The sequence below is a fragment of the Gilliamella sp. GillExp13 genome (assembly GCF_001690815.1).
Taxonomy (GTDB): Bacteria; Pseudomonadota; Gammaproteobacteria; order Enterobacterales; family Orbaceae; genus Gilliamella; species Gilliamella bombi.
The window spans coordinates 1-18,990 of record NZ_LZHJ01000117.1; the positions used below are offsets into that span (position 1 = coordinate 1).

The window sequence follows — 18,990 nt, forward strand, 5'->3', positions numbered from 1 at the left end:
CCATACCGAAGACTCTATTGGCTTACCATTACCGCTGTTTTTTCGCCTTTTCCTAGCGAGTGTTACCGCCTCATGTGCTCGATAGGTTTGATTAGGTTTTGAGTTTCTTTTTATCTCTCGACTTATTGTCGAAGGATGTCTATTGAGTAGCTGGGCTATCTCTTTTTTATTCTTTCCTGCTTGTAATAATACGAAAATCTGGTATCTTTCCTTCCTAGAAAGGTGATTATAATGCATAGCAATCTCCAAACTGTGGTGGTGCGAAGGTGCTAGTATAAATCACCTTTCTACTTTCTTCACTCCACCGTGTTTAAAATTGCACTTCATGTTTGAATCCAGGTTATTCTAATATATTTTGTTGTATGATGATGGCATCTAGCAATAAATTTAGGGATCAGTTGATGGATGAAAAAATAGAAAAAATCAAATTCAATAAGAAAGTCATCGTTAATGCGTTATTAACGGTATTGAATATTGAAAAAATATCTCCCAGTTTTATTCGCATACAGTTTAGCAGCGATAAACCAGTAAATATCGATCCATTATGGGTTTGTCCGTATTTAAAATTGCTTTTTCCTGATCCTTCAACCAATGTAATTACTTTCCCTAAACTTGATGATAATAATAAAATCGCTGTTGGTGATAAGCAACGTCAGCTAGTTCGTAGTTATAGTGTGCGCGAATTTGAGCGTGCCTCTAATCAATTTTTTGTTGATTTTGCTGTTCATGATACAGGTTTGGCTTCAGTGTGGTCGCAAAAAGCTAAGATTGGTGACCAAATCGGTTTGATTGCGGCAGCTAGCAAGTTGCGATTTACTGATAATTGTTTGGTGTTAATGGGGGATATTTCGGCTGTGCCCGCCATATGTTATACGCTTGAACATCTACCCCAAAATCAGAAGGCTTTTGCCTTTATACAGGTTAATCATAAAAGTGATATAGTGCCGTTGCCAGATAATAAAAATATTAAGGTGAATTGGTTTATACAAAATAGGGATAATCCCTTTCAATTAGTTGATGCGGTAATTAATACTGATTTATCAGAGCAAAATAAGTTGTTGTTTTGGGGAGGAATGGAGCGTTCGTTGGCACAATCTGTGCGTCATGCTATTAAAGATAAATATATACATTTGTCGCCTGATGCTTTTCATATTACTAGTTATTGGCGAGAAGGTTTCGTCGAAGGCGAATTTAAACATCGTGAATAATTAACGGTTACTTTTATGAATATTCTTGCTCATTTACATTTGGCTACGATAGCACGTAGTTCGTTGATTGGTAATACAGTAGCTGATTTTGTTAAAGGTGATCCTTATTTAATTTATAACTCTAATATTGCCGATGGCATTATGCTACACCGTAAAATTGATAGATTGACCGATAGCCTGCTTGAAGTTAAGAAAGCTAAGCTGCTGTTTAGAAAATCGCATCAGCGAGTTGCACCCATTACATTAGATATTGTGTGGGATCATTTTTTGTCAAAGCATTGGGCTAATTATGGTTTGTTGTCGAGTGTGTCTCAATTTAATCAAGTAACAAAAGCTCATATCCAACCTTATATTGACGTTTATCCGGCAGATTATCAGCATTTTATGAATTCAATGTGGCAAGGGGAGTGGCTCGAAAATTATGCTTTTATTGACTTTGTTGGTAATGTCCTTAGTGGCATGGCAAATAGACGACCAAAATTATATTTGTTAAAAGAAACAATTGTTGATGTTAAGCTGCATTATGCTCAATTAGAGTCGTTATTTTTTTTGTTATATCCCAAAATCTGTTTAATAGTAAAAGATAGCACCAGCTAAACTGGATTTTGGTGCTACCAGTTCAAGCCGCTGTGCTTAAACCAGTAGTGTTTTAGATATTTACTGTTAATTTGGCAATATCAGTTTGCCATCCGTTTTTTGGATAATGCTGTTGCTATTTGGCGTTTGGGCTATCGGTTTTAGGTTGTTGTTGGTTATTTGTGGCGCATAACCACTTTTGCCTCCACGAGTTTTAGTACGTACAACTTGGCTTACTGGTAGCGTAGCGTTGTTGGTTAAGTTAGCCCATAACCACTCGATGGCATCTTCGCCATAATAATCAATTGGTAGTAATGTGTTGTCAAATGGGGCTCTGCCATCTAAGTAGCTGGCATTTTCTACTTCAATGTATCGCAGTTGTGATTGTTTACCTTCAACCAAGCTGTTTAATGCGACATAAGCGCGCGATGTATAGTTTGGTAATTGTTTAACATTGTTCCGACCATGGACAATAAAGGTTTTTATACCATGTAAGTTACCCGATGCCATAACTTGTTTTATGCCTTCGTTAACTCGTGGTTCTTGTGATTTTTTATAAACACAGATCGATCCTTTGGTGCCGTAATCGATTGTATTTTTCGTTTGCGAGCTAGAATAAAATTCACGTCTTGGGGTGTTGAGATCTTCGTTTTCAACTAGATCCAAAACCGTTGCATTACGGCCATTCCAAAGCGGTAAATGACCGTTAGCCATTCCCCATATTTGTTCAAACGAAATTTCTTTTAATGGTGCAACTTTTCCTGTGTTGTTAATTGGGTTTTGCTGGGTGCTTGCTACCGAAAAATTGCACATATTTTCGGTGACACTATATTTGCCATAGGCACTAATATATTGATAAGGTAGACCAATGGATTCAGTGTAGTAAAAATAGGGTAGTTGGATGTCCATTTCTGGTGTCCAACCATTTTTATGTAGTTTTTCTAGCGCTTCTTTTGGTGTTCCTGTAGTAAGTAACTTTGCTTTTTTAAGGGCGTTACAGCGCTCTTGTGAATAAAGAAAATAATCCGCATAAGGTACATAAGCATCGTCTTTATAAGCTGTTATGGCTGGTATGGCACATGGTATATATAACGCACCATAAGCACTGTAATTAGCAATAGATTTGGCTTCTAACTTTTGCGAGTTGTTGTTGCCGATTTTGAGTTTAACTGAGGCTTTGTCAAGATTTGGTTGAATTTGTGGATTAACTGCAACAATACCGTCAATCATATTTTGATCATCTAATTCGCCAGCTTTTAATGCTGCTCCACCACCATCACTTGCGCCATAGACTAAAACCAGAGTGTTGTCTTTGTTGAATATAGCTTGATCATTCGGTGAAAACTTAATATTAAGTTCATAAAAAGCAAATTCTAGGGATTTTAATACGTGTTCCCCCCAGCGGGCTTCGGCATTGAGTTGCGAGTGTAGTTGTTTTATAGCATAGCGGTGGGGATATTTTTTAATATATTTTTCTTCATTATTAATCCAAGGAGAAAATAAGATGTTACCATTTTGCACTTCTCCCCATACGGTGAACCCAAGTTTGCGTTCAATATCATAAATGCCGTTACCTAGCCCTTTGTCGTTATATACTACTGCACAGTTGTGACGGAGTCCCCACAATCCACGAATTTGTATATCTTTGGTATTAAATACTCCATCCGAATCACTAGCGGGAACCGCAACAATGCAAGGTTTATTTTTGTTAAAATCAAGTGGAATTTGTAGCAACATGCCAACACCGTCTTGCCTTTGTACAGCTGATATTTCGGTACCTGCAATTTTACCGTCAAACAAAGGGGTTAGTTCTTGCTTTCTAAAACCAAATAGTGTTCCTTCACCAATTTTGGTGTCAATATAGCGATTTAGTTTGGCTTGTCGGCGTTCTTGAAAGTTTGGTTTAGCTGGAATTTCAACTTCTGGCACGATAATAGTGGTTGATAATGGGGTAAACCCAAGTCCAGCTGTAACAAGGTCATCACTATCACCATCATAATAAGCCAATGTATTGCGAACTAGCCACTTTGGCTTTTTAATTGTGTTATCAATTGGGGATGGCGTGCTGCTGTTAGTTTCAGTATTGGTTGTTATAGTTGTGGTTGACGTTGCCGTTTTGCTATCGGCTTTTGTATTGTTTTTGTCAGTACCAGCGTTTATGTTAGAGGTGGCTGATTTTGTGGTATTGGACTGTGCCATTAATGGCATAGTAACAGCGACAAAAAATATTAATGAGGCTAACGTTCTTAATTTTATCTTTTTCATTTTCAATACCATGCAATGTTATTCTGCTACATAAAATCTTAATAAAAAATTAGGTATATGCTAGTTAACACGTTATATAGTTTTAATTTTTTTACGTGTGATTATACACTATATTTTTGTTATGCGTTATTAGGTAAATTGAGATTGCAAATTGCCCAAAAGGCAGCAATGATTTTCTCTGATAATCTTCTTTTTTGTACACAAATACCAACATCAAACGGTTCCATTAAGTTTGTTGACCATTCGGTTATGCGCTCTCTGATTCGTTCAGGGCTATTGTCCATTACGACTTTAGGTAATAAGGCTACCCCACAACCTAAAGCAACCATCGATACAATGGCTTCGTGTCCTGCAACCGTAGCATAAATTTTGGGATTGGAAATTTTTCTTTGCTTAAACCATAAATCAATACGGTGGCGACTAGGGCCATGTTCAGGCAATATAAAGGGAATATTATGCCAGTCAGGCTGTTTTTGATGTAGTTTGTCACTAAACGTGCTATTAAGTTTAGGTATTAGCAATACCATTTCAATTTCGCCAAATTTTAAAAACTCAATACCCGTAGGGAGCTGTTTTGGTTTACCTGCTATAGCTAAATCGGCTTCATTTGCTTGAATTTTCTTTACAGCGTCAGCAGCATCACCCGTTGATAGTTTGATTTCAACTAGTGGATAGTGGATTCTAAAGCGATCAAGTATTTCAGGTAGATGGCTATATGCAGCGGTGACTGAACAAAATAGAGTGAGCTCACCGACAATTTGTTGGTTAGATTGATCTAAATCATATTTTAGTTGTTGGTGCATATTTATTACTTGTTGAGCAAAACGTTTAACTTTTTCGCCCTCCGAAGTGATTTGTACTTGCCTATTGTCGCGAATAAATAGCAGGTGACCAAAATGTTCTTCAAGTCGTTGGATCTGCCTTGATAAAGTTGATGGACTAACATGCATAGCATTTGCTGTTATACTAAAGTGACAGGTTTCGCATAAATGTAAATATAATTTTAAATCACGAATGTTCATAGCAAATTCCAGTTTTATACTTAAACACATAGTTACCTGAAACTTTTTAACAAAAAGCAGTAAAATAGTGCATTACTTATCTTAAGGTAAATATTATGCATAGATAAATAAATAAGGCAAATAACGTTACATATAACATCAATGGCAAAATGGACAGATACCTGCTAAAATATACGATTATTTTTGTGTGGGTTAAAACAGTTTTATGACAGAACAAACTTATTTAGACGAAGTTAATGCACGTCGCACTTTTGCAATTATTTCTCATCCCGATGCTGGTAAAACAACCATTACCGAAAAGGTATTGTTATTTGGTCATGCAATTCAAACAGCTGGTACAGTTAAAGGCCGTGGCGCTAATGCCCAGCATGCTAAGTCAGACTGGATGGAAATGGAAAAGCAACGTGGTATTTCAATTACTACATCTGTGATGCAGTTTCCTTATAATGACTGCTTAGTTAATTTATTAGACACTCCAGGGCACGAGGATTTTTCTGAAGATACTTATCGTACGCTAACAGCGGTTGATAGTTGTTTGATGGTAATTGATGCAGCAAAAGGGGTTGAAGATCGTACTCGCAAATTAATGGAAGTGACACGATTACGCAATACACCAATTTTAACCTTTATGAATAAGTTAGACCGTGATATTCGCGATCCAATGGAACTGCTTGATGAGGTTGAAAACGAGTTAAATATTATGTGCGCCCCTATTACTTGGCCGATTGGTTGTGGCAAGTTATTTAAAGGTGTTTACCATTTAGCTAAAGACGAAACTTACCTTTACCAATCAGGGAAAGGTCATACAATACAAGAGGTCCGAATTATTAAAGGGTTAACTAACCCTGATTTGGATTTAGCGGTGGGTGATGATTTAGCGCAGCAACTGCGTGAAGAGCTTGAATTAGTGCAAGGCGCATCAAACGAATTTGATTTAGATGCTTTCTTGTCAGGCGATTTAACGCCAGTCTTTTTTGGTACGGCATTGGGTAATTTTGGCGTGGATCATATGCTTGATGGTTTAACAGCTTGGGCACCAACTCCTCAACCTCGTCAAACCGATAAGCGCGAAGTCGAATCATCAGAAGAAAAGTTCAGTGGTTTTGTTTTTAAAATTCAAGCCAATATGGATCCCAAACATCGTGACCGCGTTGCATTTATGCGCATTGTATCGGGTAAATATGAAAAGGGTATGAAGTTACGACATGTACGTATTGCTAAAGATATCAATATTTCTGACGCCTTAACATTTATGGCAGGTGATCGTGAACATGTTGAAGAAGCCTATGCTGGTGATATCATTGGTTTACATAATCATGGCACGATTCAAATAGGTGATACTTTTACACAAGGTGAAGATCTGAAATTTACAGGCATTCCTAACTTTGCACCAGAACTGTTTCGTCGAATTCGTCTTAAAGATCCACTTAAACAAAAGCAGTTATTAAAAGGATTAGTTCAATTGTCCGAAGAGGGTGCTGTACAAGTGTTTCGTCCATTAACCAATAATGACTTAATTGTGGGCGCTGTAGGAGTTTTACAGTTTGATGTGGTGGTTACTCGATTAAAATCAGAGTATAACGTCGAAGCTATCTATGAACTAGTTAATGTGACAACAGCGCGTTGGGTTGAGTGTAGCGATGTGAAAAAATTCGAAGATTTTAAACGAAAATGTGAACAGAATTTGGCCTTAGATGGTGGGGATAATCTATCTTATGTGGCACCAAGTATGGTTAATTTAAATTTAACCCAAGAAAGATATCCTGATATTGAGTTTAGAAAAACTCGAGAACATTAATTGTATTCATTACAAAATAGCGGAATCTATCATTATGTTTAAGCATTTTGATACATCCGCTTCTTTCTTTTTAACAGCATTTTTTTGATGATAAAGTCAAGCGAGTGAATATTATGGATTTGAAAAATAAAAAAATAGTCAATTTAATAATTAGTAGTTTTATTGGATTATTAACTATGACTACTTCACCGGTATTGTTTGCTATTGAAAATAAGCTTGTGAGCCCAGTTTTGTTAGAAAAAGTTCAGCAAAGCGAGCGCGATAAGCGCCAATATGAAGTGGTTGAGCTATCAAATAAAATGCGTGTGTTACTTGTGTCTGATCCTAATGCTGTAAAATCACTGGCATCATTAGCATTGCCTGTCGGCTCGTTGCAAGATCCCAAAGATCAGCAAGGGTTGGCTCATTATGCTGAACATATGGTATTAATGGGATCGAAAAATTACCCAGAACCAGCAAGCTTTTCTCAATTTTTAAGTCGTCATTCGGGGAGTTATAATGCTAGCACTGCGGCACATAGAACGGCTTTTTATTTTGAAGTTGAAAATAGCGTATTTGATAAAGCGCTGGATTATTTAGCTGATGCTATTGCTGAGCCCAATTTAGATCCTAAATTTGCCGATAAAGAACGTAATGCAGTTAATGCTGAATTGACAATGGCCAGATCAAATGATGGTTTTAGGATCGGGCAAGTTAATTCCGAAACTATTAACCCTAATCATCCATCGGCACAGTTTTCGGGTGGTAATTTAGAAACATTAAGTGATAAACCAAGTAGTAAATTACAAGATGCTTTAGTGACTTTCCATAAAGATTATTATTCGTCTAATATCATGGTGGGGGTAATTTATAGTAATCAGTCGATCAATAAATTGGCAAAATTAGCTGAAAACACCTTTGGTAAAATCCCTAATAAAAATATTAATGCTCCAATAGTTGATAAGCCAGCGATCACACCAAATGTGCTAAGCAAACAGATTGCAATGGTGCCAGCGCAACCTAAAAAATTGCTATTTTTACAATTTCCAATGGAAAACAATTTAGATAAATTTGCTGATAAAAGTGATGAATATATCACTTATTTAATTGATAACAGTAGCACCAATACGTTGTCTGATCAGTTACAAAAGCAGGGGCTTATTGAAGGTATTAGTTCGTCTATCAACCCTATCCGTTATGGTAATAGCGGTATGTTGAGTATTAATGTGAGCTTAACCGACGATGGTCTCGCTCAAAAAGATAAAGTTATTGGGGCTATTTTTAATTATTTACAGTTAATTCAAAAGCAAGGAATTTCTGATGCTTATTATGAAGAACTTAAGAAAGTTTTAGCTCTAGAATTTAAGTATCAGGATGTTGAGCGTGATATGTCTTATGTGGAATGGCTATCTGATCAGATGTTGTTGTACCCCGTTAAAAATATATTAAATTCTGATTTTATTGCTAATAATTTTGATAAAACAGCGATCACCGCTCGTTTAAAAAGCCTAACGCCGGATAACGTTAGAGTTTGGATTATTTCACCAAATGAAACAACTAATAAGACGGCTTATTTTGTAGACGCACCTTATAAAATCGATAATATTACTAGTGAGCAAAAAGCGAATTGGTTGGCTTTAGGCAAAAATTTCACATTTAGTTTACCTGAATTAAATCCTTATATTCCTGACAATTTTTCAATTGTGAAGCAAAACCGTGCTCAAGCTCAACCAGCTGGGTTTAGTAAACGGGGTAATCATCTTCATTTTGTTAGTCAATATTTCAAAACTGAACCTAAAGCGGCGATTGTGGTTTCGTTACGGAATAACCAGGCTTTTAGTGATGCTAAAGCAGAGGTCGCTTTTAATTTACTTGATTACATTGCAAGTCGTAATTTAGAACAATTACGATTTCAAGCTAGGGTTGCGGGTATTTCGTTATCAACAAATAATGATAATGGCCTGATGATTTCTGCTAGTGGCTTTAGTCAGCATCTACCTAAAATGGTAACAGCAATTCTTAATAGTTATCGCAATGTGACGATTGATGAGCAAAGCTTAGTGTTAGCTAAATCTTGGTATTTGCAGGAATTGGATAAATCTGAGCATGCTAAAAGTTATTGGTTGGCGCTTAATCCTATTAATGCATTGTCGGTATTACCGCATTATTTTGAACGAGATGAAAAACGACAAATTACAGCAAATATGACTATTGATGAGCTGTTAACTTACCGTGATAACTTATTAACTCACTCAGTACCTTATATGCTTAGCTTGGGTAATTTGTCTAACGAGGACTCTTTAGATCTTTATCATGCCATCCAGAAAACATTAGTGCGTGATGTTGAATTTACTCCTGTTAATAATATTCAGATTAAAAACTCGTTAGAGGCTAAAATAACTCAACATGCAAAAAGCACTGATAATGCTTTAATGATGAGCTATATTCCAATGGGTTATGATCGAATTAGTAGTAGCATGATAAGTTATACTCTTTCTAAAATTATTTCACCTTGGTTTTTTGATCAGTTACGCACCAATGAGCAACTTGGTTATGCTGTATTTGCAGAGCCTATTACGGTTGGTGATTCGTCGGGAATGAGTTTTATCATCCAAAGTAATCAATATGATCCGGCTTATTTAATTAAACGCTACCAAGAATTTTATCCAGTTATGCTGAATAAATTGCAAGCATTATCGAAAAAAGATATTGAACAATATAAAAAAGCGGTACTTGATGAATTGAAAATGCCTCCGCAAACATTGGATGAGGAGTTTGGTCGTTATATGCCTGACTACTGTAATTCACGTTTTGCGTTTGATTCAAAGGATAAAAAAATCGAGCAATTGCAAAAAATCACTAAGCAAGATTTGATTGATTTTTATAAACGTTCAGTAATGCAACCTAACGGATTTGTAATGGCATCACAAGTACTTGGCAATACAACTGATATATTAAAGCAGCCACAAGCAATAACTGAGTATACCGAATATAAGAATGCATCAGCTTTGCAGGCTATATTACTACAGTCGCAGACTAAATAAATTGTTATCAATAATATAAAAGTTAATATAGTAGGAGAAAAACTTAGATAGGAATAAAACATTTTGCCAAAAATTGGCATTGCTATCACCTTGTGATACACTGCCAAAATCCTAATAGTTTGAGTGTATTATGATTACTGGATCGATTGATTATTGTGCTATAGGTCAGCGTCTGCGTGCGTATCGGATTGCTGCCTCTTTGAAGGCTGAAGATGTTGCAGAAAGTCTTAAAATTTCAAGAGCAGCAGTATATCGGTTAGAAAAAGGTGAGATCGTTAAAATTGAAACTCTAGAGCGATTGGCTTACTTACTCGATACGTCTTTTGCTAGTTTACTCGGCATTGATACTGAATATTATTCGAGTGGTGAAGGTTTTTTTGAACGTATGCGTCAATTAGAAGAGCAATCAACTCATATCTATTCTCATTTCGATCCTTTTTCATTTTTATTAACTTCTTCTGATTATTTGTCTCATTTAGCGATGATGTTAAATGAATCGAGTAAACCCGCTGATCCTCAAAAATATGCCACTACCTTATCCATTTTAAAAGATCGTAAAACTCAGTTCTGTCAATCAATTCCAAAAGTTATTAATTTAATCAGTTTACGTAATGTAGAACGTTTTTTACATATTGGTTTGGTAGGCAATTTAACTATTTCGCCGGGTAAAAAATCGGAAAGAATGCTACTAGCACGCAAAGAAGTTTATCACTTAATTCTGTTAATTGAACAACAATCTCTTGCGCCAACAATTGCTATTACACAAGAAGCTATTCCGTCAATTGCTTTTCAGATTTTTTATCAAGATGGGAATCCTATTTCATTAGCAATGAGCCCATTTCGATTAGGTGAGTTACCTAATGTTACTACCGGTATTGCATCGATTACGTCATCTTATGAGGCAATTAAACGGTATCGCCATTTATTTGATAAGTTATGGGAAAATAGTGCTAAAGATAAGCAAGCAATTGATTTATTGAAAGCGACGTTAGAGAAATTTTAAAGAATATTAAAGAGAGTCCTTATGTTATCCTTAACATTACAACCGATAAAAAGATTTAATGGTACTATCAATTTGCCTGGTTCAAAAAGTGTTTCTAATCGTGCGTTATTACTATCAGCATTGAGTAAAGGTAATACACGGTTAACGAATTTACTTGATAGTGATGATGTGCGTTATATGCTTGATGCGCTTGCAGCATTAGGTGTGAAGTACCAGTTATCACACGATCGCACGATTTGTGATGTGCAAGGTGTGGGCGGTATTTTGCAATCCGACCATGCATTAGAGCTTTTTTTGGGTAATGCTGGTACAGCAATGCGTCCTTTAACTGCTACGTTATGTCTTGGAAATAATAATATTGTGTTAACGGGCGAACCACGCATGAAAGAACGCCCAATTGGTCATTTGGTCGATGCTTTGCGACAAGTTGGAGCTAGAATTGATTATCTTGAAAATGAAGGCTATCCACCACTACATATTCAAGGCGGTTTTACAGGTGGTGATATCAAAGTTGATGGTTCGGTATCTAGCCAATTTTTAACTGCACTATTAATGGCTGCGCCATTAGCAAAACAAGACACAGAAATTACTATTATTGGTGATCTTGTTTCTAAACCTTATATTGATATTACAGTCAAAATGATGGCTATGTTTGGTGTTTTAGTTACCAATCACAATTATCAAAAATTTACTGTTAAAGCTAATCAGTGTTATCAATCGTCAGGCGATTATTTAGTTGAAGGCGATGCGTCTTCTGCTTCTTATTTTTTAGCAGCGGCTGCAATTAAAGGCGGTAGTGTTAAAGTAACTGGCATTGGAAAAAATAGCTTACAAGGCGATACCCAATTTGCTCATGTACTTGAAAAAATGGGTGCTAAAATCACTTGGGCTGATGATTATATTGAATGTTCACATGGTGAATTAAATGGCATTGATATGGATATGAACCATATTCCAGATGCGGCAATGACTATTGCTACAACGGCATTGTTTGCTAAAGGTCCTACTACGATTCGTAATATTTATAATTGGCGAGTGAAAGAAACTGATCGCTTATATGCAATGGCAACAGAATTAAGAAAGGTTGGTGCAACTGTTGATGAAGGTCACGATTATATTACTATTATTCCACCAATTAAATTAAACCATGCTGAAATCGAAACCTATAATGATCATCGTATTGCTATGTGTTTTTCGCTAGTGGCGCTTTCTGATACTTCTGTGACGATATTAGATCCTAAATGCACAATGAAGACTTTTCCTGATTATTTCGAACAATTTAAACGATTAAGCGAAGAATGAAATGAATAAATCTGTTCCCGTTATTGCTGTTGATGGACCAAGTGGTGTCGGTAAAGGTACGTTATGTCAAGCATTAGCCAATCATTTTAAATGGCATCTTTTAGATTCTGGTGCTATCTATCGTGTGCTAGCACTTAGTGCGCTTAAGCAAGATATTGCGCTAGATGATGCCTATAAACTTGAACAACTAGCTCTTACTTTGCCGCTAACGTTTGATACGCAAGGCTATGATGTTAAAGTGTTATTAAATCAGGTTGATGTGACTAAAGAAATCCGTACAGAACAAACGGGGGGGGCCGCATCAAAAGTGGCAGCAATTAATTCGGTTAGAGTAGCTTTATTACAACGTCAACGTGACTTTAAGCAAGCACCTGGATTGGTTGCGGATGGTCGTGATATGGGCAGTGTAGTATTTAGTGATGCCCCTGTTAAGATATTTCTTGATGCTAGTGCCCATTCTCGTGCAGAAAGGCGAATGAAACAGTTGCAAGATAAGCAAAATAATGTTAAATTCGCCGAAATTTTGCAGGAAATAACTGCGCGTGATGAAAGAGACCGTCATCGCGCCGTTGCGCCACTTAAACCTGCAATTGATGCTCTAATAATTGATACTACATCACTGTTTATTCAAGATGTTTTTAATCAATCTATTAAGTATATAAACGAAAAACTTGCGTTGTAACTTAAATTATAGCGTGAACCTAGCTCCATTATAAGGATGTATGGAGTATTATAAACAACCCCACAAGACAGGATGTAATGTGGACGTTAAAATTAACTTAAGTATATAAATATGACTGAATCTTTTGCTCAACTCTTTGAAGAGTCTATCAATCAACTAGACACTCGTTCTGGTAATATGATCCGTGGTACTGTCGTTGCAATCGACAAAGATGTTGTTTTAGTTGACGCTGGTTTAAAATCTGAATCAGCGATTCCAGTAGAGCAGTTTAAAAATGCCCAAGGCGAATTAGAAGTTCAAGTCGGCGACGTTGTTGACGTTGTGCTTGACTCAATCGAAGATGGTTTTGGTGAAACTATCTTATCTCGTGAAAAAGCTAAGCGTCATGAAGCATGGCTTACACTAGAAAAAGCAGTTGAAGATGCTGCAACAGTTTTAGGTGTTATCAATGGTAAAGTTAAAGGTGGCTTTACGGTTGATCTTAATGGCGTTCGTGCGTTTCTTCCTGGTTCACTTGTTGACGTTCGTCCATTACGCGATACTTCTCATATTGAAAATAGAGAAATCGAATTAAAAGTTATTAAATTAGATCAAAAACGCAACAACGTTGTTGTTTCACGTCGTGCAGTTATTGAATCTGAAAATAGTGCAGAAAGAGAACAACTTCTTGAAAATCTACAAGAAGGTTCTGAAGTTAAAGGTATCATCAAAAATCTTACCGATTACGGTGCATTCGTTGATCTTGGTGGGGTTGATGGGTTACTTCACATTACTGACATGGCTTGGAAACGTGTTAAACACCCAAGTGAAGTGGTTGAAGTTGGTCAAGAATTACTTGTTAAAGTACTTAAATTTGACAAAGATCGTTCACGTGTATCACTTGGCTTAAAACAATTAGGCGAAGATCCATGGGTTTCAATCGCTAAACGTTATCCTGAAGGTACTAAAGTAACAGGTAAAGTAACTAACTTAACTGACTACGGTTGTTTTGTTGAAATTGAAACAGGTGTTGAAGGTTTAGTTCATGTTTCTGAAATGGACTGGACAAACAAAAATATTCATCCATCTAAAGTTGTTAGCTTAGGTGATGTTGTTGAAGTTGTTGTGCTTGAAATTGACGAAGAACGTCGTCGTATTTCTCTTGGCCTTAAACAATGTAAACCAAATCCATGGTTACAATTTGCTGAAACACACAATAAAGGTGATAAAGTTAGCGGTAAGATCAAATCAATCACTGATTTTGGTATCTTTATCGGTTTAGAGGGCGGTATCGATGGCTTAGTTCATCTTTCAGACATTTCTTGGAATATGCCTGGCGAAGAAGCTGTTAAAGCTTATAAGAAAGGTGATGATATTGAAGCTGTTGTTTTACAAGTTGATGCAGAACGTGAACGTATCTCTCTAGGTATTAAACAATTAGAAGATGATCCATTCAGTAGCTTTGCTTCTAACTATAAAAAAGGCACAATAGTTAAAGGTACAGTAAGTGCAGTTGACGCTAAAGGTGCAACCATCGAAATCGCTGAAGGTATTGAAGGCTACTTAAAAGCACAAGATATTGCTCGTGAGCGTATTGAAGATGCAACAACTGTATTAAAAGTTGGTGATGAAGTTGAAGCTAAAATTGTTAACATCGATCGTAAAACTCGTGCAATTTCGTTATCAGTACGAGCGAAAGATGAAGCTGATGAAAAAGAAGCTCTCGCAGCAGTAAACAACACAGCAACTCAAGAAGATGCATCATTTACTAATGCAATGGCAGAAGCATTTAAAGCTGCATCAAAAACTGAGTAAAAAATATTTATGTAAAGAGTAAAGAGGGCTTGCCCTCTTTTTCTTTTATGGGATAAAATGAAATAGTTACATGCCACATAAATAAATTAGGAGTGATCATGAACAGATCAGATTTAGTAGAACGAATTGTTAACTGGCGAACACATCTTCCTGTTCAACTAGTTGATGATTCAGTTAGAGATATCATTGAACAGATCGCTTTAGCTATGGAAAGTAACGATCGTGTAGAAATTCGAGGTTTTGGTAGTTTTAGTTTGAACTATCGGGCTCCACGTAAAGCAAGGAACCCAAGAACTGGTGGTAATGTTGAAGTGAAACATAAATATATACCTCACTTCAAACCAGGTAAAGAATTACGTGAAAGAGTAAATAATGCTGCAAACGCATAATCTTTAAATTTTACAATTAGATGAAAGCCTTTGAGTTAAATCAAAGGCTTTTTTGTTTTAGCTAGTTTAATTTCTATCATTTAGTTGTACTTACTTATTTAAATAACCTTTACCAATTATCATTAAGGAAAAACCAGTCAACGTTATGTTGATTTAAGTCGTTAAATCCCTCTTTTAAAATATGCAATATTCCGAATAATTTCAGTAAATTTCATTAAGATTGATAATTAAAATGGAACAAAGATCGAAAAAATCTACATCAATTATTTTTTTATGATATCAAGTGATAGGCTTATATTGTTCAATATAAAGATGGTAAGTATTAGTGCAGAAAATTTGTTCTTTGGATTTAATGGCTATCATGTTTTCATTAGGTTGTTTACCATTACTCTTTTTGCCCCATTTATTGTCTGATCTATATTGGTGTTTACTTGCTTTTATCTTGTTTTTAATTGTGTTAATCGTTCCTGTTAATTTTCGTTGGTATTTATCTGTTTTTGTTGCATTTAGTTTAGGTTTTTTGTGGTCAACTGCTTATTCTAAGCAATATTTATCCAACATTTCCCCTTATATTGATAAAACGCTAGTTGTTCACGCCAAAGTGGTTAATATCAATACTCATCAGGCAGCAATGGTCAACGGACCTTATTACATGCCATTTTCTATTTTTTCCATTTCAGATGTTACGCTTGCAAAGGATGTTCCGATTTCGGTTTACTGGGATAGGTTAGATCACCCTAAATCTGGGGAAATTTGGCAATTGACACTAAAAACAAAAGTTGTACATGGATACTTAAATGATGGAGGATTTGATAGCCAACGCTTTTCGATAGCAAACCGTAGCTTATTATCGGCTAAATTGGTTGATGCCAAGTTATTAAATAATAAATCTGACTTAAGACAATATATTACTGATTTGGCTCTACCTTATATCGATTTATTTAGTTATAAAGGTATTTTGCTAGCCCTTGCTTTTGGTGATCGTTCTCAATTAGATGACGAGCTTCGTATGGTAATGATGCAAACAGGTATTGCTCATTTAATGGCTATATCTGGTATGCATATTTTAGTTGTTTATGGACTTAGTTGCTTTTTGGCTAAAGCTATACTGTTTTTTATTCCAAAGCGTTTTATCTATTTTTTTGTACCAATTATAATAGGGTGGTTATGTGCATTTTTTTATGCATGGTTAACAGGTTTTAATCCGCCTACTTTGCGAGCTATGGTTGCTTTGTCAATTTGGATCTATTTTCGTTATAAAAAATATAAAATAAGTTCATGGCAAAAAATCAATCGGATCATTGCGTTGTTATTATTATTTGATCCACTGATGATTTTATCTGAAAGTTTTTGGTTATCTTGCTATGCAGTAATAACTTTAATTTTTTTGTATGATTGGGCGCCGCTTTCCAAAGCAGTAAGGCATAAAAAACGTTGGTATATAATTAGGATATTACATTTGCAGTGTGGGTTAACCTTATTGCTGCTTCCAATTCAGTTTTTTGTTTTTCAAGGTGTTAGTGGAGTTTCAATTTTAACAAATCTAATTGCAATTCCTGTTATTTCATTAGTTACATTTCCTACCATTTTATTGGCGTTAATATTTAGTATTTTTGATTGTTTTTCTATTGCCTTATGGTTTTGGCTAATTGCTGATAAATCTCTAGAATGGCTATTTTTGAGTTTAAATTGGCTTAATCAATTATGGATTAACATCCCTTCAGATTTTTATTTATTAGGTCTTTTAGGTTGGTTAACTGTAGTGATAATCCGTACAGGAGTTTGGCAACGCTTTAGCATTACTTTGCTCGTAATTTTGATGATACTGGTTACCCCTTTTTTTAAACAGCAACACTATCGTTGGCGGTTAGACATGTTAGATGTAGGTCATGGATTAGCTATCGTTATCCATGATGGTAAGTCTGCAATTTTGTATGATACAGGAGCTAAGTGGGAAAAAAGTTCCGCTACGGAAAGGGTTATTATTCCTTTTCTACAATGGCATAATTTGAATGTACAAGGTATTATTATTAGCCATCAACATAATGATCATGTTGGCGGTTTGAAATTAATTCAACTTATTTATCCTGAGGCATGGTTAATGAGTTCGTCTTCTGACTTTAATAATGATTATCAATGCTTAGCCGGTAATAGTGTTATTTGGAATGACCTGACGTTTAATGTGCTGTGGCCTCATCAGCTAGTTAGCGATGCTCAAAATAAGGATTCCTGTGTGGTGCAAGTTACCGATGGACGTTTTTCTGTATTGTTAACTGGAGATCTAGAACGTAATCAGGAATATCAGTTAGTTACTAAATATCGAAATCAGCTAACGTCTACTATTTTACAAATCCCCCATCATGGTAGTAGTACATCGTCAAGTTATACATTTTTAAATCATGTTAAACCAGTAAAGTCTTTGGCGTCTACATCTCGTTATAATCCTTGGAAACTCCCCTCCAATAAGGTAATGGCAAAGTATAAAGATTTACAATTAGACAATTATGTTACTGCTAGAACAGGTCAAATAAGTCTTTTTTTTGATAAACAAACATGGAAGCTAAAAACTATGCGAGGTGAAATTAAACCTAGATGGTATCATGATTGGTTTGGTAGTTTACCAAATTATGAGTAAAATAGGCTATCGTTTGCTATAGGCAACTATAATAATTGTTATATTGAAATATAAAACAATTTTACTAAATGTAATTGAGTGATATTAAAGTTATGATTGAAAAATTGTGGTATGGTAAAAATCGTTTATTTTGGTTATTCATACCATTTTCTTTATTATATGGTTTGATTGCTATTTTCCGTCGCTTTTTATATCAAGTTGGTATTTTAAAATCTTGGCGATCTCCCGTACCTGTTATTGTTATTGGCAACTTATCTGTTGGCGGTAACGGTAAAACGCCACTAGTTATTAGTTTAATTGAATCGTTAAAACAAAAAGGCTTACAGGTTGGAGTTGTTTCACGAGGATATGGAGGAAAGGCTGATAACTATCCGCTTATTTTAGATAATACCACTACAACTGAACAAGTAGGTGATGAACCTGTGCTTATTTATCAACGTACTAATGTACCTATTGCTGTCTCACCTTATCGCTCTGAGGCTGTTCAAGCGTTATTAAAGCAGTACCAATTAGATGTTATTTTGACTGATGATGGTTTACAACATTATGCTTTAGCGCGTGATATTGAAGTGGTTGTGATTGATGGAAAGCGCCTATTCGGTAATGGATGGTGGATGCCAGCAGGACCCATGCGAGAGCGTGAAAGTCGATTAAAATCGGTTGATCTTATCGTCATTAATGGTGATAGCGTAAATAATTTAGCGCAGCAGTATCCTAATAAAACCTTTACTATGCAATTAATGCCATTGTATGCAGTGAATTTACTTTCTCAAGAAAAAAGAGCGTTATCTTCGTTGTCAAATATATGCGCTATTGCAGGTATTAGTAATCCAAAACGTTTTTTTGATATGTTAGGTAAAATGCAAGTGGATGTGGTCGAAACCGTTTCTTTTGCCGATCATCAAAAATTTACTTTACCGTTGTTAAATAATGTTGCACGTAATAAACAAACACTTTTAATGACTGAAAAAGATGCAGTTAAATGTAGACAATTTGCTCAACAAAATTGGTGGTATCTGCCCATCGATGCGGTAATACCTGTGCAAGTTATTGATCAAATCTGTTTATTACTAGCTGAGACTAAATCCCAAGAGAAGAAAAAATGAAAGATATCCTATTAAACGCACTTGCTTGTCCTAAATGCCATGGTCGATTGCAATATAATGCTACTAATCAGCAGTTAATTTGTCATGCAGATAATTTAGTTTATACAGTTAAAGATAATATTCCGGTGCTGCTAGAATGTGAAGCTAAACCACTTAACCAATCTGAATGTATTCAAGAATAAATAAT

The 18,990-nt window shown here is 35.6% G+C and carries 15 protein-coding genes; 12 read left to right on the top strand and 3 right to left on the bottom strand.

The features are described 5' to 3' along the window. Positions 1-237, bottom strand: a 237-nt coding sequence (locus A9G37_RS08360) for a helix-turn-helix domain-containing protein (RefSeq protein ID WP_065575228.1), incomplete at its 3' end; no start/stop codon positions are given. Positions 238-401: 164 nt separating this feature from the next. On the opposite strand from A9G37_RS08360, the gene A9G37_RS08365 reads away from it, so the two are divergent. Both A9G37_RS08365 and A9G37_RS08370 read left to right on the top strand, forming a co-directional pair. Beyond that, positions 402-1,208, top strand: coding sequence for a siderophore-interacting protein (locus A9G37_RS08365; protein ID WP_065575229.1), 807 nt, complete (start codon positions 402-404; stop codon positions 1,206-1,208). A gap of 15 nt (positions 1,209-1,223) precedes the next feature. Next, positions 1,224-1,805 (top strand): acyl carrier protein phosphodiesterase, encoded by a 582-nt coding sequence (locus tag A9G37_RS08370; protein ID WP_034912961.1) that lies wholly within the window; start codon positions 1,224-1,226, stop codon positions 1,803-1,805. A 66-nt stretch (positions 1,806-1,871) separates the two neighbouring features. On the opposite strand, the gene A9G37_RS08375 is transcribed toward A9G37_RS08370, so the two are convergent. Together A9G37_RS08375 and ilvY are read right to left on the bottom strand one after the other, a co-directional pair. After that, positions 1,872-4,049, bottom strand: coding sequence for a 3-hydroxybutyrate oligomer hydrolase family protein (locus A9G37_RS08375; RefSeq protein ID WP_034912957.1), 2,178 nt, complete (start codon positions 4,047-4,049; stop codon positions 1,872-1,874). A 119-nt stretch (positions 4,050-4,168) separates the two neighbouring features. Further along, positions 4,169-5,071, bottom strand: a complete 903-nt coding sequence (gene ilvY, locus A9G37_RS08380) for an HTH-type transcriptional activator IlvY (RefSeq protein ID WP_034912953.1) — start codon at positions 5,069-5,071, stop codon at positions 4,169-4,171. Between the two features lie 205 nt (positions 5,072-5,276). On the opposite strand from ilvY, the gene prfC reads away from it, so the two are divergent. The 10 genes from prfC to A9G37_RS08430 all read left to right on the top strand — a co-directional run bounded on the left by prfC (position 5,277) and on the right by A9G37_RS08430 (position 18,985). Continuing rightward, positions 5,277-6,869, top strand: a complete 1,593-nt coding sequence (gene prfC / locus A9G37_RS08385; RefSeq protein WP_065575230.1) for a peptide chain release factor 3 — start codon at positions 5,277-5,279, stop codon at positions 6,867-6,869. Positions 6,870-7,045: 176 nt separating this feature from the next. Then, positions 7,046-9,892: a pitrilysin gene (gene ptrA / locus A9G37_RS08390; protein WP_176701893.1), complete on the top strand. Its 2,847-nt coding sequence runs from the start codon at positions 7,046-7,048 to the stop codon at positions 9,890-9,892. 130 nt (positions 9,893-10,022) lie between these two features. Next, complete coding sequence (locus tag A9G37_RS08395; protein ID WP_065575232.1) at positions 10,023-10,895, top strand: helix-turn-helix domain-containing protein; 873 nt, start codon at positions 10,023-10,025, stop codon at positions 10,893-10,895. A 21-nt stretch (positions 10,896-10,916) separates the two neighbouring features. Beyond that, positions 10,917-12,197, top strand: a complete 1,281-nt coding sequence (aroA, locus tag A9G37_RS08400; protein ID WP_065575233.1) for a 3-phosphoshikimate 1-carboxyvinyltransferase — start codon at positions 10,917-10,919, stop codon at positions 12,195-12,197. A 1-nt stretch (position 12,198) separates the two neighbouring features. Next, positions 12,199-12,879 (top strand): (d)CMP kinase, encoded by a 681-nt coding sequence (cmk, locus tag A9G37_RS08405; protein WP_065575234.1) that lies wholly within the window; start codon positions 12,199-12,201, stop codon positions 12,877-12,879. Positions 12,880-12,990: 111 nt separating this feature from the next. Then, a complete protein-coding gene (rpsA, locus tag A9G37_RS08410) occupies positions 12,991-14,673 on the top strand; it encodes a 30S ribosomal protein S1 (protein WP_065575235.1) in 1,683 nt (560 codons plus the stop codon). Positions 14,674-14,771: 98 nt separating this feature from the next. Continuing rightward, positions 14,772-15,062, top strand: coding sequence for an integration host factor subunit beta (gene ihfB, locus A9G37_RS08415; RefSeq protein WP_034912930.1), 291 nt, complete (start codon positions 14,772-14,774; stop codon positions 15,060-15,062). Positions 15,063-15,387: 325 nt separating this feature from the next. Next, on the top strand, positions 15,388-17,697 hold the full coding sequence (locus tag A9G37_RS08420; RefSeq protein WP_065575236.1) for a DNA internalization-related competence protein ComEC/Rec2: 2,310 nt from the start codon (positions 15,388-15,390) through the stop codon (positions 17,695-17,697). Between the two features lie 92 nt (positions 17,698-17,789). Next, on the top strand, positions 17,790-18,803 hold the full coding sequence (lpxK, locus tag A9G37_RS08425; protein WP_065575237.1) for a tetraacyldisaccharide 4'-kinase: 1,014 nt from the start codon (positions 17,790-17,792) through the stop codon (positions 18,801-18,803). Beyond that, positions 18,800-18,985: a Trm112 family protein gene (locus A9G37_RS08430; protein ID WP_034912919.1), complete on the top strand. Its 186-nt coding sequence runs from the start codon at positions 18,800-18,802 to the stop codon at positions 18,983-18,985. Before lpxK ends, A9G37_RS08430 begins: the two co-directional genes overlap by 4 nt. Positions 18,986-18,990 lie beyond the last annotated feature (5 nt).